The following is a 23,839-nucleotide window of genomic DNA, read 5'->3' as shown; positions in this document are numbered from 1 at the left end:
TTGAAGCCAATCATTGCAAACCGAGATGAGACAGTCGCTGGAAGTGTGCAACGGACACCTTCGGTTCGGTGGGCGCTTGCCAGCCTGTCGCTATCGATGTTGCTGTCCTCGCTCGGCACCAGCATCGCCAATGTGGGCTTGCCGACGTTGGCTCAGGCGTTCAACGCCTCCTTTCAGGAGGTCCAGTGGATCGTCCTCGCTTATCTGCTCGCCATCACCACCTTGATCGTCAGCGTCGGAAGGCTCGGTGACATCATCGGCCGCCGCCGGCTGCTACTGGCCGGCATCTTTGTGTTCACGGTGGCCTCGGCCCTGTGCGGCTTTGCGCCCACGCTCTGGCTGCTGATTGCCGCCCGGGCGGCACAGGGCCTCGGAGCAGCCATCATGATGGCCCTCACCATGGCGTTTATCGGTGAGACGGTTGCGAAGGCAAAGACCGGTAGCGCCATGGGGCTACTGGGGACGATGTCCGCAATTGGCACCGCTCTCGGCCCGTCGCTTGGCGGCGTTCTGATCGCCGGACTCGACTGGCGGGCCCTCTTCCTCATCAATGTACCGCTGGGCATCCTGACTTTTGTTCTCGCGCATCGCTCCCTGCCTGCCGATCGCCAGAGACCAAGGACCGATCGTGCCGGTTTTGACCCTGTGGGCACCCTGCTGCTGGCGCTGACGCTCGCGGCCTATGCACTCGCCATGACCCTGGGGCGCGGAAGTTTCGGTGCGCTCAACATCGCTCTGCTGCTGGCTGCTGTCTTTGGAGCCGGCCTCTTCGTGTTCGCCGAGGCGAGAGCCGCATCACCCTTGATCCGATTGGCGATATTCCGCGATCCCGTGCTGAGCGCAAGCCTGACGATGAGCGCGCTCGTCTCGACGGTGATGATGGCGACGCTGGTGGTCGGGCCGTTCTACCTCTCTCGTGCACTCGGGCTCAACCTGGCTCTGGTTGGCGTCGTCATGTCGATTGGCCCAATCATCTCCGCACTGAGCGGTGTCCCGGCTGGTCGTATTGTCGACCGTTTGGGCGCGCCAAACACAGTCATCGCTGGACTCATCGCAATGGCGGCTGGCTCATTGGCTCTATCCGTGCTTGCGGCGATGTTCGGCATTGCGGGCTACATTGCTGCCATCGTCGTCTTGACCCCCGGTTATCAGCTATTCCAGGCCGCTAACAACACTGCCGTGATGATGGATGTCCACCCGGACCAGCGTGGCGTCATTTCCGGCATGCTCAGCCTGTCGCGCAATCTTGGACTGATCACCGGTGCATCCGTTATAGGTGCGGTGTTCGTGTTCGCATCGGCGACGACCGACTTCACGACGGCATCCCCCGAGGCCGTTGCGTCCGGTATGCAGATCACGTTCGCAGTCGCGCTCGCGCTGATCGCTGCTGCGCTGGCCATCGCGGCTGGAAGTCGCGCGCTGGTGGCACGCCCTTCGCTCCCTGAAGACGTCTCATGAGGCAGAAAACAAAAGGCGACACGTATATTTTCCCCCAACCGGTCTTTGTCAAGAGCAGACGTTCCTATCGTGCTGTACCGCCGTGAGGCTTATAGAGAAGAAACTTTCCGGTCTCGGCGGTCTTGATGTATTCCTTGGCCCTGGAGAAGGACGATTACCAAGCAGGTTGCCATGCATGGGAGGCGCATGGTCGAACCTTCTGACTGAACCCGTTGGTTTTACACACTATAGTCATCAAATCATTCCATCAGACTGACAGCACATTGCACTTACGCTGTCCGCTAAACATGGCGCTGTGTGAAATGAAATCGCGCATCATGGGCACAGTCAGCTCAAGGGAGACTTACATGCACGTCCTGTCATCCGTTATGCATCTTGGCGCGTTGTCTCTGGGACTGGTGTTCGCCGCCACTGCGGTGGCGAGCGAAGAGACTCAACTGGTCGAGTCGATCAACGCCTATCGCAGCCAGGTGCAGCGCTGTGGGGGCCAGGCGTCTTCGGAGCTGCCACCGCTAGCGGCCGATCCGCGTCTGGTCCTGTCGGCCAGTAGCATCGGGAACCTGCAGCAGGCGCTGGCAAATGCGGCTTATCCGATGGTCAGCGTGCAGGCGATCAGCTTGTCCGGGCCGCGTGATGCGCAGTCGGCCATGAAGGCGGTGCAGGAAAGCTTCTGCCAGGTTGTGCTGAACCCGCAATTCATCGATATCGGCGTGAGCCGCGAGGGAGGTCAGTGGCGCATCGTGCTGGCGCGTCCGCTGTTGGCCGCTCGCTTGGGCGACTGGCAAGCGGAGGGACAGAAGCTACTCGCAATGATCAACACCGCCCGCACGCAGCCGCGCCATTGCGGCGCCCAATCCTTTGCCGCCACGACGCCGCTGGCCTGGAACGCCATGCTGGCAACGGCGGCCCAGACCCATACCCGGGCCATGGCCAATAACAACTTCTTCGATCACAAAGACCGCGATGGCCACACGCCGGGTGACCGGGCTGAACTGGCGGGCTACGTCGGTCGGCAGATCGGCGAGAACATCGCCGCCGGGCAGGACACCGTGCGCAGGGTGGTAGATGGCTGGCTGGCCAGCCCCGGTCACTGCGCCAACCTGATGAACCCGGAGTTTCGTGAGCTGGGTGCTGCCTATGCGGTTGATCCGAAGAGTGATGCGGGAATCTACTGGACGGCAATGTTCGGTACGCAGTGAGTGCCTGAACGCGTTTCTATACTTTCGCCGCTGAAGACGGCACCTTTGAGTCTGGCCCGCGCAAGACACAGCTGCCCGCACAAGGTGAGGGCAGCTGCTCAGATCCGAAAACTGCCAACCAACTGCTTCAGGCGGCCTGCCTGCTGCTCCAGATCGGAACAGGCCCGCAAGGTCGACTGCAGGTTTTCCACGCCGTCCTGATTAAGGGTGTTGATCTCTCTAATGTCCGTATTGATCGACTCGACCACGGCGGTCTGTTCTTCCGTGGCGGTGGCAACCGATTGGTTCATGCCGTCGATCTCACCGATGCGCAGGGTCACGCTATTCAAGCGCTCGCCGGCCAGGTTGGCGATCTCCACGCTTTCCAGGCTGTGGCGTTGGCTCTGACTCATGGTACTGACCGACTCGCGGGCGCCAACTTGCAGCTCTTCGATCATCGTCTGCACCTGTTGCGCCGACTCCTGGGTGCGATGGGCCAGGTTGCGCACCTCATCGGCGACCACCGCAAAACCACGCCCGGCCTCTCCGGCGCGGGCAGCTTCAATGGCGGCGTTAAGTGCCAGCAGGTTGGTTTGCTGGGAGATGCTGGTGATCACCTCGAGAATCTGCCCGATATTCACCGTTTTGCTGTTGAGGGTCTCGATATTGCCGCTGGAGGTGCTGAGCATCCCGGACAACTGGTTCATGGCCTGGATGGATCGATCGACGACCTGTTGACCGTCTTCAGCCAGACTCCGGGCATCGCTGGCCTGATGCGAGGCAAGGGCTGCGTTGCGGGCAATTTCCTGTGCAGCTGCGCCCAGCTGGTTGATGGCGGCCGCCACGCTATTGGTTCGGCTGGATTGTTGGTCAGAGTTGAGCATCGACGAATTGGACGCGCTGACCACCCGCAGGGCCACTTCGTTGACGTGTTCGGTGGCCGAGGAGACCTCGCGGATCGAAGCATGAACCCGCTCGACAAAGCGATTGAAAGCCGTACCAAGGGTGCCGAACTCGTCCTGGGACTGGATGGTCAGGCGCTTGGTCAGATCGCCTTCACCGTCGGCAATATCCTGCATGGCCCGGGTCATCACCCGCAGCGGACGCATCAGGATGCGAATCAGCATGCTGAGCAAAGCGATGATAATCAGCACAGCGATGAGGGTGGCGACCAGCGCTGAAGTACGGAACTCACTGAGCATCGAGAACGCCTTGTCCTTGTCCACGGACAAACCGATATACCAGTTCAGTGAGGGCAAGCCTTTGATCGGTGCAAACGTGACAATCCGGCTTTTGCCATCCGATTGAACTTCACTGATATCGCTGCTGATGCGCGGGGTATCCTGGGCATAGACATCCTTGAGTGTCTTCATCACCAGCGCTTTGTTCGGGTGGACCAGAATCTTGCCATCGGCGCTGACCAGGAAGGCATAGCCCATGCCATTGAAGTCCAGGGCATTGATACTGTCGGCAATGGCCTGCAGGCCCAGATCACCGCCAGCGACACCCAGGGTTTGTCCGGCCCTGTTGACCGCGTCGACGACGGAGATGACCAGGTTACCGGTCGTGGCGTCGATGTAAGGCTCGGTGACCGTCGGGCCGCCGCTTTTGAGCGCATCCTTGTACCAGGGGCGAGCACGAGGGTCGTAGCCATCCGGCATCCTGGCATCCGGATAAGTCATGAATTTACCGTCTTTATCCCCCACATAGGTGGCGATAAATGTCGACGCAAGAGCCTGCTGTTTGAGCAACAGCGTGATGTTTTCCGCGGTCGGATCTATCGCCACCGACTGTGAAAGATTTTCCATCAACAACACTCTGCCATTGAGCCAGTTGGCAATGTTGCTCGCGGTGACACCGCCCATTTCGTGAAGATAACTATCCAGGTCTTTACGGATCGCGCCGCGTTGCAGGTAGTCGTTGTAGGCGGTGAATAACGCGAAAGCGGCGATGACAATCAGCGAGACGACAAGCAGGATCTTGTGGCTGAACTTCAGGTTATTGCTCATGGGCGGCTAATCCACTCAAGCCTGCTGGTAATAGTTCACTTTCAACCTGGTTCGCAGTTCCGCTCAGAAGCACAAGCGTGCTCTCGAACCGGGCCAGCCCTTCCTCCGTATCGGCCTGGGACACAATCAAACTGGGGGCAAAGCGCAGCACATCGGGACCTGCCTGCAACAACATCAGCCCCTGCCCGGCCGCCGCGGTCAGTACCTCCTTTGCTCGCCCGCGCCAGACGCCGCTGAGCTCGCAGCCGATGAGTAGCCCCAACCCGCGAATTTCGTTGAACACGCCATATTGCTCGGCCATTTGGGCAAGGCGAGATTTGAACTGTTCGGCGCGTTGTTTGACGCCATCGAGCAGGCTCTGCTCGCTCACCAGATCAAACACCGCCTCGGCCACCGCACAGCCCAGAGGGTTACCACCGTAGGTGGTGCCATGGGTGCCCGGCAGCAGATGTTGAGCCAGCCCTTCTCGAGTCAGCATCGCGCCGATCGGGAACCCGCCGCCCAGGCTCTTGGCACTGGTCAGGATGTCGGGTTCAACGCCGTAATGCTGGTAAGCGAACAGCTCTCCAGTGCGCCCCACCCCGGTCTGCACCTCGTCAAAGATCAACAATGCATTGAATTGATCGCAAAGCGTGCGGGCACCTTCCAGGTAAGAACGTTCAGCCGGGAGCACACCGCCCTCACCCTGTATCGGCTCAAGGACCACCGCGCAGGTTCTGTCCGAGATCGCGCTCTGCAGTGCAGCCAGATCATTGAAAGGTACATGGCTAATCCCTTCGATTTTCGGGCCGAAGCCGTCGGAGTATTTAGGCTGGCCGCCCACACACACGGTAAACAGGGTTCTGCCATGGAAGCTGTTCAACGCGGCGATGATTTCATATTTTTCCTCGCCATAACGGTCATGGGCCACCCGTCGTGCGAGCTTGAATGCCGCCTCATTCGCCTCGGCTCCCGAGTTGCAGAAGAACGCGCGGTCGGCGAAGGTCGCATCCACCATCTTGCGCGCCAGGCGCAACGCAGGCTCGTTGGTAAATACGTTAGAGATATGCCAGAGCTTGTTCGCTTGCTCCGTCAGGGCACTGACCAGTTTCGGGTGAGCATGGCCGAGCACATTAACGGCGATCCCGCCGGCGAAATCGATCAACTCACGACCACTCTGGTCCCAGACCCGTGATCCTTTGCCGCGGACCGGAATAAACGGCGCAGGTGCATAGTTGGGAACCATGAAACGATCGAAATCTCCACGACCGACGGCCTCCTGCTTGTTTTGCTTTGGCAAATGCACTTCGGCCAACATGCAGCGAGCACTACCGCCACCGATCAGTTCGATCGTATCGATGTTCACCGGCAATGGCTTGGCATGTCGCTCGATAAGTTGGCGTTGTTCGGTATGCAGGGAGAACCAGGCGGTCCGCGACATTACCAGGATGGGCTCACCCTTTCGGTTGTGAACTTCCAGCATGTTGCCCGCAAACGACTCGAGCTGATCCCAGGTCAGTGGCAGGATTTCCTTTCCACTGGATCGCAGCTGAGCCTCAAGCCCGGCGCGCTCCTGAAGATCACTGACGGCCTCCAGGCAGACCACGGCAAGACGAGTGCCGACGCTCATCATCACGTTGGTGTGATAGATCGCCACCCCTTCACGGTCAACGGCGCTAAAGGCACACAAATGGTACCCAAGGCTCTCGACGAACTTGCGCAGTGCATCGACATGGGTACGCGTCGAATAACCGGCGTAACAGATACGTTGAACTCGATCGAGCACCATGCTGCCGGTGCCCTCCAGGAACAGCTCCTGCTGCTCCAGCTCGGTAAAATCGAGCACCTGTTCGATTGAATAGTCCTGCAGCAACGCTTGCAGAACACCCTTGTCACGCTCCAGCCGGCGGTTCTGTCCCTGCATGGGGTACAGCACAAGCGTGCCGTCGGCATGACTGCTCCACCAGTTGTTAGGGAAAATCGAGTCAGGCGTATGTGGGGACAGACTGTCCTGGGCCACCAGCACTTCGACGCCCTGCTCGCGCAATACAGCTACATAGCCGTCAAACTCCTCAAGGGCCTGAGCCTGCGCCTGATCGTGCGGCAATGAGCACTTCTGAAATCGATTGTTCGCGGCGGTATCAACATTGAAGGAGAACCGCGAAGGCCGAATCATCAACACTGTATTAGTCGTTTGCATGGGAGCCTTTCAAGAAAGGGAAGTGAGTGCCGCTATTCTCCCTCCACTCAAGCGTCCGACTTGGCTGTTATCTAATGAGCCCTCGACTCAGAATGCTGAAAGCTTCACTTCGGCAGCCGATTCCGCTCTTGCTGATTGGCTGTACCGAACCTGGCGGCTCAAGAGGTCGTAGTGTTATTTCCTGGTTAAATCACTACGACCCTTTCTCGATGTTCAATCAAAACCATCAATCAATGAGTCTTGGATTCACGCCTGGCTCGTATTACTCGGGGACAGCCTTGCCTGCGCTCCCGATCACATCGTCCGCCCAGCTCATGGCCGCCACGACGGTCGGGAAACCGATCGTGCTCGTCAGTGAGATCAGTGTGTGATGGATCTGCTCAGTCGTAGCGCCGGCTTCCAGTGCCCGCCTGACATGACTGTGCACTGCGCCCTCAGAGCGGATGGCCGCCGCGGCACTGAGCTGGATCAACTGGACGACCGTCTCGTCCAGCGGGCCGGCATGCCGCACAGCGGCACCCAAGGCCTGCACAGCGCCAAAGTAATCCGGGTACTGCTGTTTGAGACGTTGGTAGGTGTTGTGCTCTCTCTTGCGTTCCATCTTTATCTCCTCGCGTTGGAGGTGCGACGGGGGTTGCCTCATTGAATCAGTATGGCGGAAGGCAGCGGGAGTCGAACCTGCCCGGGAACGGCTGCCGTCCCCAACCGGGTTTGAAGCCCGGCCGCGCCACCGGGCGCGATTGCCTTCCTGGAAATCAGCCCTCGGTTCTTTGCGCCAATGCATTGTCCGGGCGAATGTGGCGCTGGTCGCCGAGCCGTCGGGTCAAGCCTATACGGTCGAAGAACTCGAGAATCTGGATACTGCGCTTGCGGCCGATACCTGCGGTATCGCGAAACGCCGCTGCCTGAATCGCCGGGTTATCGGCGGCCAGTTTCAAGAGCATAGCCGCCAATCGGCGCACCGTAGCATCAGCGTAAAACAGGTCACGCACGACCTGGTGCACCTGCCCTGATCTCGCCATCTTGCGCAGCAGCAAGCGTACGGCCGCTTCGTCACGGCCGATGGCGCTGGCCAGGTCGCGTACCCAGGGTGGATCGAAGCCAGCCTGTTCCACCAGCGGCTGCAATCGTTGCCACATGGCCTCGTCTTCTTCGCTCAGGCGCACCTGGTGTTCGGGTAAGTGCAGCCACGGCCCGCTGGCTGCAATGGCGCCGCTGGCCAGCAATTCGTCGAGCAGACTGATGAATGTCGGTCGGTCCAGCGGCGTGGCCGCGAACCGGCGCAAGCGATCCCGGTCCGGTCCCAGTTGGTCCGGTTCAAGTTGATGAAAGCGCGCCAGTTGCTCCAGCAGCGAAGCTTTCAGGGCCTGCCAACGGACAGTACTGAACAACAACGGGCCTTGGCGCGTGGCAATGACGCAGACATCCGCGGGCAACTGCCAGGTGCTGCGCAGGCGATTGAACTGCCGCTCCAGGCGCTGAGGATCAAGCCCTGTGTCACTGTTGGCCAGCAGCGCAGGCAATACCTGCTCCAGACTCTCGGTTGCGGCCAGGGCCTGTAGCTGCGCCAACCGTGCCGGACTGCGGCGCTGGCGGGCCGGTGCGAACGGGTCGAGCACGCGGCCGCCGCCGAGGGTGCGCCGGGCACTCTGGTCGCGCAGGACCAGGCGGTCGCCATGCACCGCCTGCAGCGGCGCGTTCACCAACAGTTGCGCGAACATCCGCTCACCCGGTGCCAAGCGGGTGCCCTCCAGCAAGGCGACCCGGGCGGTGACGTCCTGAGTGCCCAGATGCACGTGTACCGGGCTGAAATGTTCGAAGGCGCGTGGTTCGCTGCCCAGCAACTGCATCTCGATGTCCAGGCGTTGAGTGGGTGCATACAGCCACTCGGCCAGCAACCAGTCGCCACGGTGGATCTGCTCCAGGGCCAGGCGTTCGGCGCTCAGGTTCAACGCCACTCGCTGCCCGGCCCAGGCCTGGACGGTGGCCTGGTTCTGCGCATGCAAGCCACGCACCCGCACAGGCTTGCCGGCCTGGCCCAGCAGCAGCGTGTCGCCCACCCGCACTTGCCCGGCGAGGGCGGTGCCGGTCACCACAATACCGGCCCCGGCTACGCTGAAGGCACGGTCGATGGCCAGGCGCAAACCGCCGCAGGTACTACGCTGCCGGACCTCGCGCTGGGCCGCCAGCAACGCCTGACGCAGGGCCTCGATGCCCTCCCCGGTCAGGCTCGACACCACGAACTGCGGAGCGCCGCAATAAGGCCCGGGCGCCAGCAATGCCGTAACCTGGGCTTGTACCGCCTGCACCCGGGCCGGCTCGACCCGGTCGCATTTGCTGATCGCCACCAGCGCCTTGGGGATGCCCAACAGCTCGACAATCGCCAGATGCTCGCAGGTCTGAGGCATCACCCCGTCATCGGCAGCCACCACCAGCAGCACCAGGTCAATGCCCTGGGCGCCAGCGAGCATGTTGTGGATGAAGCGCTCGTGGCCGGGTACGTCGATAAAGCCGGTCAGGCTCGCCCCCGGTTCCAGCGCGGCATATAGGTAGCCCAGATCGATGGTGATGCCGCGCTCGCGCTCTTCCCGGCGGCGGTCGCCGGCCTGGCCGGTCAGGGCCTTGAGCAAGGCGGTCTTGCCGTGGTCGATGTGTCCTGCGGTGCCGACGATCACTTTGCCTCGCCCTCCCCTTGTAGCTGGTCCAGTTGGGCGAGCCAGGCCGCCTCGTCGTCCAGTTGGCGCAGGTCCAGCCACAGGGCATCGTCGTCGATGCGGCCGAGCACCGGAATGGGCAAGGCCCGCAAGGCCGCCTCCAGGCCATGCAGCAGATGTCCGCGCAGCCGTTTGGGCACATGCGGGCGCAGGCACAGGGCGGCGCTTGGCAACCGTGCCAGCGGTTGGCTGCCGCTACCGATCATGCCCAGCGCCGGCAGAGCGGCCACCCCCCAGCCGTCGCCCAGCACGCGAGCCAACAGCGGGCGCAGGCGTTCGGCCTGGGCGAGGATATCGGCTTGCGGGCGGGTCAGCAGGCGCAGGCTGGGCAAGCGTTCGGCCAGTCGGTCGGGGTCGCGGTACAGACTCAACACCGCTTCGAGGGCCGCCAGGGTCAGTTTGTCGACCCGCAAGGCACGCTTGAGCGGGTTTTTCTTGATCCGCGCGATCAGGTCCTTGCGGCCTACGATCAACCCGGCCTGGGGACCACCCAACAACTTGTCACCGCTGAAGGTGACGATATCGGCCCCATCGGCCAGGGCTTGTCGCACCGTGGGTTCGGCGGGCAAGCCCCAGCGGGTCAGGTCCAGCAGGCTACCGCTGCCCAGGTCTTCGAGCAGTGGCAGGCCATGCCGGTGAGCCAGTTGTGCCAGTTCGGCGGTCGGCACCTGGGCGGTGAAGCCCTGGATGCTGTAATTGCTGGTGTGCACGCGCATCAACAGACCGCTGCGCGGGCCGATGGCGGCCTCGTAGTCGTGGGCATGGGTGCGGTTGGTGGTGCCGACTTCATGCAGCCTGACCCCGGCCCGGGCCATGATGTCGGGAATGCGAAATGCGCCACCGATTTCGATCAGTTCGCCGCGGGAGATGATGCCCTCTTTGCGCGCCCCCATGCTGTTGAGCGCGAGCAACACGGCGGCGGCATTGTTGTTGACCACCGTCACCGCCTCGGCGCCGGTCAGCTCGCGGAGCAGATTTTCGATCAAGTCGTCGCGGTCGCCGCGCTTGCCGCTTTGCAGGTCCAACTCCAGATTGAGCGGATAGCGGGCAGCCAGTTGCACCGCCTCGATGGCTTCCTGCGGCAATAGCGCCCGCCCCAGGTTGGTGTGCAGCACCGTGCCGGTGAGGTTGAACACCCGCCGCACCCGGCTGCTGTGTTGGGTTGCCAGGCGCTCGCCTGCCCTGCCCGCTAATACCTGGTCGGTGAATTCAACGGCGTCGAGTTGGCCAAGCCGGACCGGTTCACGCACGTCATCGAGCAATTGCCGCAGAGTGGCGAGCAAGGCGTCGCGGCCATAACGTTCGGCCAGTGGCTGGCAGGCGGGGCTGCGCAGCAGGCTGTCGATGGAGGGCAGATGCAATGGGGGCTTGGCAGACAACATAGCAATTCCCACAGTCTGTACAGGCCTTGAGTGTAGATGCCGTCTCGCTTCTCGTAAGGCAAGCGCTAACGTTGAGTCAAATGGTGGCCCCCCGTAGCAGCTGCCGAAGGCTGCGTTAAAGTCCGCAGGACTTTCATGCAATCATAAATCATGCGCACGCTTCGCGAGCGGACGCAGCCTTCGGCAGCTGCTACAAGGGTTACGGCATGCGTGGCTGTGATCAATCGCCGCCAGGCGCCAGCATCAGGTTCGGCGCCAGGCGTTGGTAACCTTCCAGGTCCAGACGCATGTCCAGCGCCAGACTGCTCAGGTCCGCCGAGAGGGCTTCGGCGTCGGCGTCATTTTCCAGGTAGAGCAGTTTCAGGTAGCTGTTGCAGCCGGGACAGATTTCAGCCCGCAGTGGCGCCTGGCTGGCCGTGTGGCGGTCATTATCGAGGCTGACGTATTTGAGCCCCTTGCTCTGTTCGCAGTAAACGCACTTGACCCGCACCACATGCCATTCGCAGGCGCACAGCGAACACACCAGGTAGCGCAGCCCGTTGTACTTGCCCCGTTGGTGGATCACCCCGGCCATGGCCGGCGAGCCGCAGGCCGGGCATTGGCCCAGGCTGGCGCAAGGTTTCAGCTCGCCAGCCTGCATGCTTAGCAGCCAGTGGCTCCAGGCCGCCTGCAAGGCAGCGCCGAGAAACGGCACCAGCGCCGCCGGCAGCCCTGCATATTGGCCGCTGAGCAAGGCAATCGCCCAGACTTTGCGTTGCGAGACACGGGCGCTGCGCAAGGTCGCCACGGCCTGTTGCACCGTAGGCTGCGGCGGTGCCTGGTAACGCCGCAGCAAGGCATCCAGGTACGGCAACCAGCCGTCCTCGCGCACCAGACTGTCGGCGGCCAGCGGCGGCATGCCATGTTGCTGGCACACCATCAGGTGTTCAGGGTCCAGTGCCGTCGACACCGGTGGCTCGTCCAACAGGCTCTGCTGGAGGTGGCACAGACCGGCGACCAACCGCAGGTAGTCGGCCAGTGGATGCCCGCTGGCCAACTGTTCCAGGCGCACAGCACGCAAAGTGAACAGGTTGTGCGGTGGCAGGCGCAGGAACGGCGGCGTGCTCGCCGACGCTTCGATCTGTCCGGGCTCCAGTATCAGGCTCAAGGTGTCATCCCTTTTTGGTTATCTGGCTGTCCGGCGTCTCGTCGCGGGTTACCTCACGGTACCAGAGCTCATGGTGTTTCTTCGCCCAGGCGCGGCTGACCCAGCCATGCACCATCGCGCTGACCGAGCCTTTGATCCAGATGGCGGCGTAAATATGCACGATGATGCTCAGCACCAGCACGAACGCCGCCAGGGCATGCAGCAGGGCTGCCAGGCGAATGGAGGTGATACCGAAGTACTGGCTGAAATAGGCCCGCCAGATCACCAGCCCGCTAAACAGTAGCACCAGCATGCAGGCCAGCAGGACCCAGAACAGTAGCTTCTGACCGGGATTGTATTTGCCAATCGGCGGTACGCCCTGCTCTTCGTTACGCATCACCCGGTCAATCCGTTTGAGCCACAGGCGGTCGTTGGCGATAAAAATATTAGCCCGCCAGAAGCGAATCACCAGCCCCAGAAAAAACACGAACATCAGCACGCCCATGAACGGGTGCAGGATGCGCGTCCAGGGGCCCCCACCGAACAGTTGGCTGAGCCAGAACAGCGCTGGATGGAACAGTGCCAACCCCGACAGAGCCGCCATGACGAACAGTATCGCCACCAGCCAGTGGTTGGTGCGTTCGTTGGCGTTATAGCGCAGGATCGTTTTGTCTTTCATGGTCGTCTGCCGTCCTGCGGTCCAGGTTTGTTCGGGTCATAGACATGCACGGCCGGGTCGACCTCGTGCACGCTGTCGTCCTTGCCGGCCGGGTGCTCGTCTTCCTCCACCCGCTGCGGGCCGATGCGTACGTAATGGAAGAATCCGGCCAGCACCGCGGCCCCCATGGCCAGTAACGCCAATGGCTTGCTCACGCCCTTCCACAGTCCTACCAACGGGCTGATGACCGGCTGATTCGGCAGGCCGGCGTACAGCGATGGCTGGTCGGCGTGGTGCAGCACGTACATCACGTGGGTGCCACCCACTCCCGCCGGATCGTACAGACCCGCGTTGTCGAAGCCCCGTGACTTGAGGTCAACGATGCGCTCGGCGGCATGCTCTTTCATGTCCTCCTTGCTGCCGAACACGATGGCGCCGGTCGGGCAGGTCTTGACGCAGGCTGGCTCCAGACCGACTGCCACCCGGTCCGAGCACAGCGTGCACTTGTAGGCCTTGTGGTCCTTCTGCGAAATACGCGGAATGTCGAACGGACAGCCGGTGATGCAATAGCCGCAGCCAATGCAATGGTCCTGGTCGAAGTCGACAATGCCGTTGGCGTGCTTGATGATCGCCCCCGGGCTGGGGCAAGCCGCCAGGCAGCCAGGTTCGGCGCAGTGCATGCAGCCGTCCTTGCGAATCAACCATTCCAGATTGCCCTGAGGGTTTTCGTACTCAGTGAAGCGCATCAGTGTCCAGGTCTCGGCGGCCAAGTCCTGGGGATTGTCGTAAGTCCCGTGGGTGTGGCCGACCTCGTGGCGCAATTCATTCCATTCCGAACAGGCGACCTGGCACGCCTTGCAACCGATGCACTTGGTGGTATCGATCAGCTTGGCCACTTCCTCCTGCTGTCGAACCGAGGGCGGCGCGGTGGTGGTAGCCGAACGGGCAATGATGTCTTGACTGGCCATTTATATTTTCTCCAGGTTGACCAGGAATGACTTGGATTCCGGGGTCTGGGTATTGCCGTCACCGAGGAACGGCACCAGGGTGTTGGTCAGATAGCCATGCCGGGTCGCTCCGGTGAAACCCCAGTGCAATGGAATGCCGATCTGGTGCACGGTCTGGTTGTTGACCTGCAGCGGACGGATCCGCTTGGTCACCACCGCCACTGCCTCGATATGCCCGCGTTTGGAACTGACCCGCACCCGGTCGCCGGCGGCAATGCCCTTCTCCTTGGCCAGCACTTCGCCGATCTCGACGAATTGCTCGGGCTGGGTCACGGCATTGATCGGGCAATGCTTGGTCCAGAAGTGGAAGTGCTCGGTCAGCCGGTAACTGGTGGCGGCATAGGGGAAGTCCTTCGCCGTCCCGAGCGACTCCCAGACGGAATCGAAGATGCGCCCGGCCGGGTTGCTGGTCGCCTTTTTGTTGTTGGGGTGCAGCGGGTTGATGCCAATGGGCGTCTCGAACGGTTCGTAATGCTCCGGGAACGGCCCTTCGTTCATCTTGTCGACGGCAAAGAACCGCGCCACCCCTTCGGGGTTCATGATGAAGGGGTTCATCCCCGCTTCCGGCGCCACGTCGGCCTTGTAGTCGGGCACGTCGGTGCCGCTCCAGACCTTGCCGTTCCACCACACCAGGCGCTTCTTCGGATCCCAGGGCTTGCCCTGCAGGTCAGCCGAGGCACGGTTGTAGAGAATGCGCCGGTTCATCGGCCAGGCCCAGGCCCAACCCAGGTTCTGCTTCATACCGTAGGGGTCGCTGTTATCGCGGCGGGCCATCTGGTTGCCCTGCTCGGTCCAGCTGCCGCAGAAGATCCAGCAGCCGGACGCTGTGCTGCCGTCGTCCTTGAGCTGGGCGAAACCGGACAGCTGCTGCCCGGCCTTGACCGTCGTCCCCGTGGCGTCGGTGACGTCGGCAATGGCGTAGCCGTTGAACTCCTTGGCAATCTCCTCGGGCGTCGGCGAGTCGGGCACCTTGTAGGGCCAGCTGAGCTTGAGTATCGGCTCGGCGAAGGCACCGCCGTTGGCCTGGTAGCGCTGACGCAAACGTATGAACAGGTCGCTCATGATTTTTACGTCGGTACGTGACTGTCCCGGGCCCTCGGCTCCCTTCCAGTGCCATTGCAGCCAGCGACCGCTGTTGACCAGCGAGCCGTCCTCTTCGGCAAAACAGGTGGTCGGCAGGCGGATGACTTCGGTCTGAATGCTGGCTGTTTCGACATCGTTGTAAGGCCCGACATTGCGCCAGAATTCCGAGGTTTCGGTGGTCAGCGGGTCCATCACCACCAGCCACTTGAGTTTGGCCAGCGCGACCATCACACGGTTCTTGTCGGGCAAGGCGGCGATGGGATTGAAGCCCTGGCAGACGTAGCCGTTGACCTGCCCTTTGCCCATCATGTCGAACACTTTCAATATGTCGTAGCCGGGAATGTCGAGCTTGGGCAGCCAGTCGTAGCCCCAGTGGTTGTCGGCGGTGGCGTTGGCGCCGTACCAGGCTTTCATCAGGCTGACGTGGAACTTGCCGTAGTTCTGCCAGTAGGACAACTGCCCGGGCCGCAACGGCTTGAGCGCACGCTTGGCAATGTAGGTGTCGTAGTCCTGTTCGGCATCGCCCGGCAGTGTCAGGTAACCGGGCAGCAGGTTCGACAGCAACCCGAGGTCGGTCAGGCCCTGGATGTTGGAGTGCCCGCGCAGGGCGTTGACGCCCCCGCCCGGCATGCCGACATTGCCCAGCAGCAGCTGCACCATGGCCGCGCTGCGGATCATCTGCGAGCCGGTCGAATGCTGGGTCCAGCCCAGGGCATAGAGGATCGTCATGGTCTTGCCCGGTTGCGAGCAGGTGGCGATCTCTTCCCAGATTTTTTTCATGGCATCTTGCGGCATGCCGCAGATCTGACTGGTCAGTTCCAGGGTGTAGCGGCTGTAGTGCTGCTTCATCAGCTGGTAGACGCAGCGCGGGTGCAGCAGGGACGGATCGACTTTGGCAAAACCGTCCTCGCCGATTTCATAGCCCCAGCTCGACTTGTCGCTGTAAGTGCGTTTGGTCGCATCGTAGCCGGTAAACAGCCCGTCCTCGAAACCAAAGCCTTCCTTGACGATGAACGACACGTCCGTATAGGCGTGCACGTACTCGTGCTGGATTTTGTTTTCAGTGAGCAAATAGTTGATCAGACCGCCCATGAAGGCGATGTCGGTGCCGGTGCGAATCGGTGCGTAATAGTCGGCCACCGAGGCGGTACGGGTGAAGCGTGGGTCGATCACGATCAGTCGCGCCTGGTTGTGCGCTTTGGCTTCGGTCACCCATTTAAAGCCACAAGGGTGGGCTTCGGCGGCATTACCGCCCATGACCAGGACCAGATTCGCGTTGGCGATATCAGTCCAGTGATTGGTCATCGCGCCACGGCCATACGTTGGGGCAAGACTTGCCACCGTCGGGCCATGTCAGACACGTGCCTGGTTATCAAACCCCAGCATGCCCAGACTGCGAACGACCTTGTGGGTCATGTAACCGGCCTCGTTGGAGGACGCGGAGGCAGCGAGAAAACCCACCGTCAGCCAACGATTGACCGTCTGGCCCTTGGCGTTCTTCTCGATGAAGTTGGCGTCACGGTCGGCCTTCATCAGATCGGCGATGCGATCCAGTGCGTCATCCCAGGACACCCGTGTCCACTCGTTGCTGCCCGGCTTGCGCACCTGCGGGTATTGCAGGCGGCTGGGGCTATGGATGAAGTCCAGCAGGCCCGCGCCTTTGGGGCACAGGGTGCCGCGGTTAACCGGGTGGTCGGCGTCGCCTTCGATGTGGATGATGCTCTGGGCGACGTTCTTGGCCGTATCGCCCTGGCTGTACATGATCAAGCCGCAACCCACTGAGCAGTAGGGGCAGGTGTTGCGGGTTTCATGGGTATGGGCCAGTTTGAAGTGGCGCACTTGCTCGGCGAAGGCGGGTGCCGGGGCCATGCCCAGCGCGGCCAGGCTCGAGCCTCCTAGGCCGATGGCGGCGACCTTGAAGAACTGACGACGGTTGAGGTCCATCGTGCACTCCTGATCAGGTGGAGTTACCCGGTACATGGCCGGGATCTCTTGGACGATCACGGCGACGGTTTTACGGCCGCCGACACTTGAAACTTTAGTCAAGATTGCAAGGAATGTATTGAAACCTGATCGTCGGTGGTGTGCTCAGCGTTCATGAACACATCTTGTGAGCAGCGCAAGGGAACAAGCATGATCTGGTCAAGTAATCCAGGACACCGGTAATGGTGTTTATGCGAGGCTTTTAAATGATATGAATGATCGACATGCCCCATAGGCTGAAGATCATAGTGTCCCTGCATTCCATGCAGTTGATCTCTTGAGTTCTCCGAACTAAAGACTCCCAGACCTGGAAACTAATGCTTCCAGATGGCGGTGCTCCCGCCAGTTTCTTTCTTTGGCACGTGATCCATGGGGGTCAAAGATCTGGTTACCGCCATTGCGAATCACCCATGAAGACCTGAATCTATCGGGAGGCGTCAGAGCGACTCCCTCCAACGGGCACTCCCATTTCAGGCTTGGTCATGAGGCGTTCAGCCGCCCCACTCCACAGGGCTTCAGAACGTCTTGCCGACGCTGGCCACCAGGGTTGCGCCGCACAAGTCGTCGTAACCGGTAAAGCTCAGGCATTCGCTTTTCGAAAGATCAGTATCGATGTAACTCACGCCCCAGGTAATGCCGACAAAGTCACGACTCAGTTTGATTTCCCAATCGTGGTAGTCGGGCCGGCTGTTGCCATTGGCGCTGAAGAATACGTCGTCCTTGTAGTCAACGTACTCAAAGCGCGCTTGCAGGCCGATTTCCGCGGGCAGCACGGTGTGGTAGCCGATAAACACCGAAGAAACGTCTTCGTCTTTTTTGCCCTTCTGGAAATTGCCATCTTCATCGACGTAGTCAGGGCCTTTCATATTGTTGACGTATTTGCCACCGAGCAAGACGCCATAAACATCAAGGGTGGACTGGATGTCGCTCTGGTTGTACTGGCTTGCACGCGGGTACTCGTACTTTGTGTAGAAGGTGTCGAGGCTGATGTTGTCGGCAATTTGCCAGAAATAGCCGCCATAGTATTCGAGCTCCTGACGCGTACTGGAGTCATCGCCAAAGTCGACATTCGAGGTCCAGATACCGGCATACAAGCCGCTGGAGTGGTTGAGGGTGATCGCCAGTTGCGCCGCAGGGTCGCCGAGGGTTTGCGAGATGCCGCTAGCGCGATAATCACTGACCAGGGTGGGAGTAATGGCGAGGACGAAGTTGTCGTTGAGTTCCAGCGCCTGAGCGCCGATCAGTGGCGACAGCGCAAGGCCGGCAAGCACGAAGACAGACAATGCGTTCATATGGATTCTCTTATTTTTATGAGTGCGCGGGTGATTTTGGGCAAGGCAGCGCCCAACGCCCCGCAACGCGCGGCGTCAGGTGTGTTACGTGGCGTGGGCGCGTGGGTTGTCAGGCGTCGGGGGCGTAAACCTGCTTGCCGGCGAAAAAGGTTTTCAGGACCTTGGTGTCGAACAACTCGTCGTCGCTGACCTTGAATACATCGCGGTCGAGGATGATCAGGTCGGCCTGTTTGCCGGGCTCCAGAGAGCCAATCTGCTGATCCAGACGCAGGGCTTTGGCGGCGTTGATGGTGTAGGCGTAGAACATGGTCTGACGATCAATGCTTTCCTTGGCATTCAGCACACCCAGCGGACCTTTCCGAGTGTTGGCCTGAGCAATGGCGTTCCACGGATTGGGGCTGGAAACCGGCCAATCGCTGGCCCCGGCAATCATGGCGCCAGCTTTATGCAGGGACTGCGCGGGATACTGGTAACGGTAGGCAAAGGCACTGATATAGGGTTTGACCAACTTCACCGTGTAGTCCTCACCAGTGGCCCAGAGTAGCTGCATGGAGGCGATCACCCCAAGCTGCTTGAAGCGCGGAAACTCTTTGGGGTTGACCAGTTGCAGGTGGCTGATGCTATGGGCCATCGGCGTCGGGTTGAGCTTGCGTGCATATTCAAAGCCATTGAGTGACTCACGGACCGCGCGGTCGCCAACGGCATGCATGTGCACGATCCAGTTGCGCTTTTCTGCCGCCACCACCAGCTCACCAAAGTGCGCCGGGTCGATTAGCAATTGGCCACTTTTAAGACTGTTCTTGAACGGGTCGATAACCGCGGCGGATTGCCCTGGAAATTCCATGATGCCGTCTGCAAAGACCTTGATACCCGGGAAGGTCAGGTTGGGTACGCCCTCGAATTTTTTCATCACCTTGGCCAGAACTTCCAGGTCGGCCGGCTTGCTTTTCGGATTGGTGATCAGCAAAGCGGCGACGTGTGCGCTGAGTTCGCCCTTCTCTGCCAGTTCGCGGTAGAGCGGCAGTACGCCGTAACTCTGCTCAGTCGGGGTGAATTCGAATAGTGAGTCACCGCTGCCGGCATTAGCCGCTGCGTCCATCCAGGCGGTGACGCCGTACTGGTTGTTGATTTTCACCGCCTCGCGGGTGGCGTTCAGCATGAGCTCTGCGGGGGGTGCGGGAAGTTGACTGCGGACCCGGTCCCAGCCATTTTCTGCAAAATAACCATTGGGTGTGAAGTCCGCTTCGTGGCCGATATAGTTGCGCTCTTTTTCCGGCAGGCTTTTGACCAGTGCAGCATCGATCTTCAGGCGCTTGAGCATTGCGTTATTGGCCCAGCCGGTATGACCGTCAATACCGTTCAGTACCACCGGTTGCTCGGCCCAGCGTCCCTGATTGAAGCGTTTGCCGAGTTCGCGGCTTTGTTCCCAATAGGCCGAGCTGACCCCGGCAATGCTAACCACGTCCGCCATGCGCGCGTGACCGGCCTGATCCTCAGTCAGGATCCATCGCTCAAGGTCGGCCAGCGGTTTTACTTCGTCATTTAGATTTGCGCGCAGGCTAGCCAGACCGGCCATCACCGGGTGACTGTGGCTGTCGATCATGCCCGGCATCAAGACCTTGCCGGCGAGATCGATCCGTTGCGTATGGGCGTCGGCCAGTGCGTTGATGTCTGCATCGCTACCGACTTTCAGGATCTTGCCGTTTTCTACCGCAACTGCTTTAGCCAAGGCTTGCCCGGGAATGCCGGTAAATACCTTGCCATTGGTGAGTACCAGGTCCGCCGCCGCCATGGCCTGCAGTGAGGGGAGCGTTAGCATTGCCGCCAGTAAGCACGGGGTAAATCGCTTCATCTGAACATCCTTTTATGTTTATATTTTTGTTTTTATCTTGGTTTTGCTCTTGGCGACTGAGCGAATCAGTGGCCTGCGATTTCCTTGAGCCGGTACCAAAACATGCCCAATGCCAACAACGGAGAGCGCAGCAGTTTGCCGCCGGGAAAAGTCATGTGCGGCACGCTGGCGAACAGGTCGAAACCTTTGCTGTGTTCAAGGCTGATGGCTTCAGCCACCAGCCGAGCCGCCATGTGCGTGGTATTGAGCCCATGCCCGGCGTAAGCCTGGGCGTAGAACACATTAGGCTGAGCCTGCAAGCGACCAATCTGCGGCAGTCGGTTGGCGCCGATGCCAATCATCCCGCTCCACTGAAAGTCGATGCGTTTAGCCGCTAGCTTTGGAAACACCTCGATCATTTTCGGGCGCATGTAGCCGGCGATATCCTTGAGGGTCCGTCCTGAGTAGTGACACGCGCCACCAAACAGCAACCGCCGATCCGCCGACAAACGATAGTAATCCAGCCCCACACGCTGATCGCACAGCGCCCGGTTGCCGGGTATCAGTGTCTGGGCAAGGGCCTCGCTCAACGGTTCAGTCGCCACGACGTAGCTGCCGGCAGCAAGCACCTTGCCGCTGAGTGCCGATTCCAGATCACCCAGATGGGCATTGCCGGCGAGTACCAGCGTCTTGGCGTGAACCACACCGTTGGCGGTGTGCACACGAATGCTGCTGCCATATTCGATACGAACGGCCGCACTGTTTTCGCACAAGCGTACGCCCAGACGTTGGGCCAGAGCGGCCTCGCCCAATGCCAGGTTGAGCGGATGCAGATGCCCCGATCCCTCGTCTATCAGGCCGCCGACATAGCGATCAGAACCCACTACTTTGTGCATGTCGCGTTGTTCGACCAGCTCGACCTTGTGAGGGTAACTCTGGTTTTTGAGTGCCTCCTGCTCCGCCAACAGGTTCTGAAAATGTCGGGGGGTGTTCGCCAGTTCACAGTGGCCCCAGCGCAAATCACACTCGATGCCGTGCTGCTGTACCCGCTGACGAACCAAATCAACCGCGTCCAGGCCCAATTGCTCAAGCACCTTTACGCCTTCGCTACCGATGGCTTTTTCGTGCGCACCAAGGTCGTGTCCAATGCCACGAATCAACTGACCGCCATTGCGTCCGGTGGCGCCCCAGGCTATCTGGTGTGCCTCCAGAACGATCACCGAGTGGCCCCGTTCAGCCAGTTCGATCGCGGTATTCAATCCGGTGAAACCAGCACCGACGATGCACACATCAGCCTGTGCCTGGCCTTCAAGTGGCGGGCAGTCGAGCTGACGATTTCGAGTGGCGCTGTAATACGACTGCGGTGAAGAAAACTGGGACGTCATAAGAGCTACTGCCTATCAGTTGCCGGGCGCAAGTTGCAACCCGGCGCAGGGGTTAACGCCCGGACTTGAGGTTGCTCCAGGAACGATTCATCCAGCGCATGATGTCGGGTGGCAGTTGCGTCGAGACGTAGAGCTTTGCCTGTACCGATTCGGGGGGATAGATCGATGGATTGCCGGTGATGTCCTCACTCATCAGTGCCGTAGCCGGGGTATTGGCGTTGGCGTAGCCCACATACTCGCTGACCTTGGTAATCACCTCGGGTTTGAGCAGATAGTTGATGAAGGCATGAGCTTGTTCGGGGTTTTTGGCATCGGCCGGAACGGCCAACATATCGAACCAGAGGTTGCCGCCCTCCTTCGGGACCGTGTAGGCGATCCTGACTCCGTTCCCGGCCTCCTGGGCACGATGGATTGCCTGGTACACATCGCCTGAATAGCCGAAGGCGATGCAGATGTTTCCGTTGGCCAGATCCGAGACGTATTTGGAGGAATGGAAATAGGTGATGTAAGGACGCAAGGTCAGCAGTTTGCGCTCCGCGACCTTGTAATCTTCCAGCCGGGTGCTGTTGGGGTTCAGTCCCAGGTAATTGAGCATTGCCGGCATAGCCTCGTCTGCGGAGTCCATGAAGGCGACGCCGCAGGCCTGCAGCTTCTTGAGGTTCTCGATCTCGAACAACGTGCTCCAGGAGTCGATGGTGTCGACGCCCAACACCTGTTTTATCTTCTGAACGTTGTAACCAATGCCATTGGTACCCCACAAATACGGCACGGCGTACTGATTTCCCGGATCGTTGGCTTGCAGGCGTTGCAGCAACACCGGGTCGAGGTTCTTCCAGTTGGGCAGTTGCGTCCTGTCGAGCTTTTGAAAAGCCCCGGCCTTGATCTGCCGACCGAGAAAGTGATTGCTCGGCACCACCACGTCATAGCCGGTATGCCCGGCCAGCAACTTGCCTTCCAGGGTTTCATTGGAGTCGAAAACGTCATAGACCGGCTTGATGTCGGTTTCCCGCTGGAAGTCAGCGAGCGTGGTTTCAGCGATGTAATCGGTCCAGTTATAGATATTCACCATACTTTGCGCAGAAGCCTGGCCAGCCAGACCGCAGAGCGTTGTGAGCATGAGTTTTAGCGCGAAACGTTTCATTCACATGTCCTTGCTGTGGGTACATTTGAGAATGTGGGGCACTACACGCTGAGCAACAGGAACTCCCGTTCCCAGGAACTGATGACCTGCTTGTAGTTCTCGTGCTCGACCCGTTTGACCGCGACAAAGCCTTTGGTGAAACGCTCGCCCAGATACTCTTTGGTCATGTCCGAGTGCTCCATGCGTTCGAGCGCCGCCTCCAGGGTCAGCGGCAGGCGCAGGTTGCGCCGCTCATAACCGCGGCCGACCACCGCCGGGCTTGGCTCGATCCCCTCGACCATGCCCACGTAACCGCACAGCAGGCTGGCCGCCAGGGCCAGATAAGGGTTGGCATCAGCACCGGCCAGGCGATTTTCGACCCGACGATTCTGCGGATCCGAATCCGGCACACGCAGACCGACCGTACGGTTTTCCTCGCCCCATTCGACGTTAACCGGCGCCGAGGTATCAGGTAGAAAACGACGGAACGAATTCACATTGGGCGCGAACAGCGGCAGGGTTTCGGGAATGTATTTCTGTAACCCGCCGATGTGGTGCATGAACAACTCACTCATGCTGCCATCGGGATTGGAAAACACCGATGCACCGGTTTTCAGGTCCACCACGCTCTGGTGCAAATGCATCGCGCTACCCGGCTCGCCGGTCATTGGCTTGGCCATGAACGTGGCGCTGACATCGTGTTTGAGAGCCGCCTCGCGCAGCGTCCGCTTGAAAACGATGATCTGATCGGCCAGGGACAACGGATCTCCGTGACGGAAGTTGATCTCCATCTGCGCAGTGCCTTCTTCGTGAATCAAGGTATCCAGGTCCAGGCCTTGGGCCTCGCTCCAGTCATACATGTCTTCGAACAGCGGATCGAATTCGTTGGTCGCCTCGATCGAATAGGACTGACGCCCTGTTTCCTGGCGACCGGAACGGCCAATCGGTGGTTTTAACGGGTAATCCGGGTCAGGGCTGCGTTGAGTCAGGTAGAACTCCATTTCGGGCGCAATGATTGGCTTCCAGCCGCGCTCCGTGTAGAGCCTCAACACCTTTTTCAGGATGTTGCGCGGCGACAGTTCAATCGGATTCCCTTGCTTGTCATAAGTGTCGTGAATCACCTGTGCGGTGGGCTCCAGAGCCCATGGCACGATAAACACCGCGCCTTCGTCCGGGCGGCAGTGCATGTCGATATCCGCCGCATCCAGCAGGTCGTAGTAGATATCGTCTTCGACGTAATCGCCGGTGACCGTCTGCAACAACACACTCTCCGGCAGGCGCATGCCCTGCTCGTTGAGGAACTTGTTGGTTGGAGATATTTTGCCCCGAGCAATGCCGCTCAGATCAGAGATCAGGCACTCGACTTCAGTGATTTTGTTTTCTTTGAGCCATTGGCTCAGTCGATCCAGATTGCCTTTCATAACGCCTCGTACA

The 23,839-nt window shown here is 60.3% G+C and carries 16 protein-coding genes, 1 tRNA gene and 2 pseudogenes; 2 read left to right on the top strand and 17 right to left on the bottom strand.

Annotated elements, in window-relative coordinates; genetic code table 11:
- Together AC07UI_RS12820 and AC07UI_RS12815 are read left to right on the top strand one after the other, a co-directional pair.
- A complete protein-coding gene (locus tag AC07UI_RS12820; protein WP_494992831.1) occupies window positions 1-1,458 on the top strand; it encodes an MFS transporter in 1,458 nt (485 codons plus the stop codon).
- Window positions 1,459-1,805: 347 nt separating this feature from the next.
- Window positions 1,806-2,657 (top strand): CAP domain-containing protein, encoded by an 852-nt coding sequence (locus AC07UI_RS12815; protein WP_494992830.1) that lies wholly within the window; start codon window positions 1,806-1,808, stop codon window positions 2,655-2,657.
- 98 nt (window positions 2,658-2,755) lie between these two features.
- Here the strand turns inward: AC07UI_RS12815 and AC07UI_RS12810 are convergent, their stop codons facing one another.
- From AC07UI_RS12810 to AC07UI_RS12730, 17 genes and pseudogenes are all read right to left on the bottom strand, one after another.
- Window positions 2,756-3,520, bottom strand: a complete 765-nt coding sequence (locus AC07UI_RS12810) for a methyl-accepting chemotaxis protein (protein ID WP_494993088.1) — start codon at window positions 3,518-3,520, stop codon at window positions 2,756-2,758.
- Window positions 3,521-3,613: 93 nt separating this feature from the next.
- Window positions 3,614-4,645 (bottom strand): annotated as a pseudogene (locus AC07UI_RS12805) (HAMP domain-containing protein); the annotation flags it as partial.
- The gene (locus AC07UI_RS12800) at window positions 4,635-5,870 is read right to left on the bottom strand and encodes an aspartate aminotransferase family protein (protein WP_494993087.1); all 1,236 of its coding nucleotides are present in this window, start codon (window positions 5,868-5,870) and stop codon (window positions 4,635-4,637) included. The pseudogene AC07UI_RS12805 and the gene AC07UI_RS12800, both read right to left, overlap by 11 nt.
- A 39-nt stretch (window positions 5,871-5,909) precedes the next feature.
- Window positions 5,910-6,824: pseudogene (ctlX, locus tag AC07UI_RS12795) on the bottom strand (citrulline utilization hydrolase CtlX); the annotation flags it as partial.
- 262 nt (window positions 6,825-7,086) lie between these two features.
- Window positions 7,087-7,425: a carboxymuconolactone decarboxylase family protein gene (locus tag AC07UI_RS12790; RefSeq protein ID WP_494992829.1), complete on the bottom strand. Its 339-nt coding sequence runs from the start codon at window positions 7,423-7,425 to the stop codon at window positions 7,087-7,089.
- A 52-nt stretch (window positions 7,426-7,477) separates the two neighbouring features.
- Window positions 7,478-7,573, bottom strand: a tRNA-Sec gene (locus AC07UI_RS12785).
- A gap of 6 nt (window positions 7,574-7,579) precedes the next feature.
- Window positions 7,580-9,499: a selenocysteine-specific translation elongation factor gene (gene selB / locus AC07UI_RS12780; RefSeq protein WP_494992828.1), complete on the bottom strand. Its 1,920-nt coding sequence runs from the start codon at window positions 9,497-9,499 to the stop codon at window positions 7,580-7,582.
- Window positions 9,496-10,899: an L-seryl-tRNA(Sec) selenium transferase gene (selA, locus tag AC07UI_RS12775; protein ID WP_494993086.1), complete on the bottom strand. Its 1,404-nt coding sequence runs from the start codon at window positions 10,897-10,899 to the stop codon at window positions 9,496-9,498. The genes selB and selA overlap by 4 nt, the downstream gene beginning before the upstream one ends.
- A 241-nt stretch (window positions 10,900-11,140) precedes the next feature.
- Window positions 11,141-12,067, bottom strand: a complete 927-nt coding sequence (gene fdhE / locus AC07UI_RS12770) for a formate dehydrogenase accessory protein FdhE (protein WP_494992827.1) — start codon at window positions 12,065-12,067, stop codon at window positions 11,141-11,143.
- Between the two features lie 4 nt (window positions 12,068-12,071).
- Window positions 12,072-12,725 (bottom strand): formate dehydrogenase subunit gamma, encoded by a 654-nt coding sequence (locus tag AC07UI_RS12765; protein ID WP_494992826.1) that lies wholly within the window; start codon window positions 12,723-12,725, stop codon window positions 12,072-12,074.
- Entirely contained in the window at window positions 12,722-13,672 is a 951-nt protein-coding gene (fdxH, locus tag AC07UI_RS12760) for a formate dehydrogenase subunit beta (RefSeq protein ID WP_494992825.1), read from the bottom strand. The genes AC07UI_RS12765 and fdxH overlap by 4 nt, the downstream gene beginning before the upstream one ends.
- Complete coding sequence (gene fdnG / locus AC07UI_RS12755; RefSeq protein ID WP_494992824.1) at window positions 13,673-16,738, bottom strand: formate dehydrogenase-N subunit alpha; 3,066 nt, start codon at window positions 16,736-16,738, stop codon at window positions 13,673-13,675.
- A 554-nt stretch (window positions 16,739-17,292) separates the two neighbouring features.
- On the bottom strand, window positions 17,293-18,069 hold the full coding sequence (locus tag AC07UI_RS12750; protein ID WP_494992823.1) for a TorF family putative porin: 777 nt from the start codon (window positions 18,067-18,069) through the stop codon (window positions 17,293-17,295).
- Between the two features lie 109 nt (window positions 18,070-18,178).
- Window positions 18,179-19,921, bottom strand: a complete 1,743-nt coding sequence (locus AC07UI_RS12745; protein ID WP_494992822.1) for an amidohydrolase — start codon at window positions 19,919-19,921, stop codon at window positions 18,179-18,181.
- 65 nt (window positions 19,922-19,986) lie between these two features.
- Window positions 19,987-21,285 carry an NAD(P)/FAD-dependent oxidoreductase gene (locus AC07UI_RS12740; protein WP_494992821.1) on the bottom strand — a complete coding sequence of 433 codons (1,299 nt, stop codon included), beginning with the start codon at window positions 21,283-21,285 and terminating at the stop codon, window positions 19,987-19,989.
- A 52-nt stretch (window positions 21,286-21,337) separates the two neighbouring features.
- The gene (locus AC07UI_RS12735; protein ID WP_494992820.1) at window positions 21,338-22,426 is read right to left on the bottom strand and encodes a polyamine ABC transporter substrate-binding protein; all 1,089 of its coding nucleotides are present in this window, start codon (window positions 22,424-22,426) and stop codon (window positions 21,338-21,340) included.
- Between the two features lie 41 nt (window positions 22,427-22,467).
- The gene (locus AC07UI_RS12730) at window positions 22,468-23,826 is read right to left on the bottom strand and encodes a glutamine synthetase family protein (RefSeq protein WP_494992819.1); all 1,359 of its coding nucleotides are present in this window, start codon (window positions 23,824-23,826) and stop codon (window positions 22,468-22,470) included.
- Between the last annotated feature and the right edge of the window lie 13 nt (window positions 23,827-23,839).

This window comes from Pseudomonas sp. GW821-FHT04C07 (assembly GCF_059420325.1).
The sequence above is the reverse complement of the archived record's forward strand: the minus strand, read 5'-3'. Positions and strand labels throughout refer to the sequence as shown.

Bases quoted from the DNA above. Each gene is read 5' to 3' on its own strand.
- AC07UI_RS12815 (WP_494992830.1), top strand. From the start codon at position 1,806: ATGCACGTCCTGTCATCCGTTATGCATCTTGGCGCGTTGTCTCTGGGA.
- fdxH (WP_494992825.1), bottom strand. From the start codon at position 13,672: ATGGCCAGTCAAGACATCATTGCCCGTTCGGCTACCACCACCGCGCCG.
- AC07UI_RS12745 (WP_494992822.1), bottom strand. From the start codon at position 19,921: ATGAAGCGATTTACCCCGTGCTTACTGGCGGCAATGCTAACGCTCCCC.
- AC07UI_RS12810 (WP_494993088.1), bottom strand. From the start codon at position 3,520: ATGCTCAACTCTGACCAACAATCCAGCCGAACCAATAGCGTGGCGGCC.
- AC07UI_RS12735 (WP_494992820.1), bottom strand. From the start codon at position 22,426: ATGAAACGTTTCGCGCTAAAACTCATGCTCACAACGCTCTGCGGTCTG.
- AC07UI_RS12740 (WP_494992821.1), bottom strand. From the start codon at position 21,285: ATGACGTCCCAGTTTTCTTCACCGCAGTCGTATTACAGCGCCACTCGA.
- AC07UI_RS12800 (WP_494993087.1), bottom strand. From the start codon at position 5,870: ATGGTTCCCAACTATGCACCTGCGCCGTTTATTCCGGTCCGCGGCAAA.
- AC07UI_RS12730 (WP_494992819.1), bottom strand. From the start codon at position 23,826: ATGAAAGGCAATCTGGATCGACTGAGCCAATGGCTCAAAGAAAACAAA.
- AC07UI_RS12765 (WP_494992826.1), bottom strand. From the start codon at position 12,725: ATGAAAGACAAAACGATCCTGCGCTATAACGCCAACGAACGCACCAAC.
- AC07UI_RS12790 (WP_494992829.1), bottom strand. From the start codon at position 7,425: ATGGAACGCAAGAGAGAGCACAACACCTACCAACGTCTCAAACAGCAG.
- AC07UI_RS12750 (WP_494992823.1), bottom strand. From the start codon at position 18,069: ATGAACGCATTGTCTGTCTTCGTGCTTGCCGGCCTTGCGCTGTCGCCA.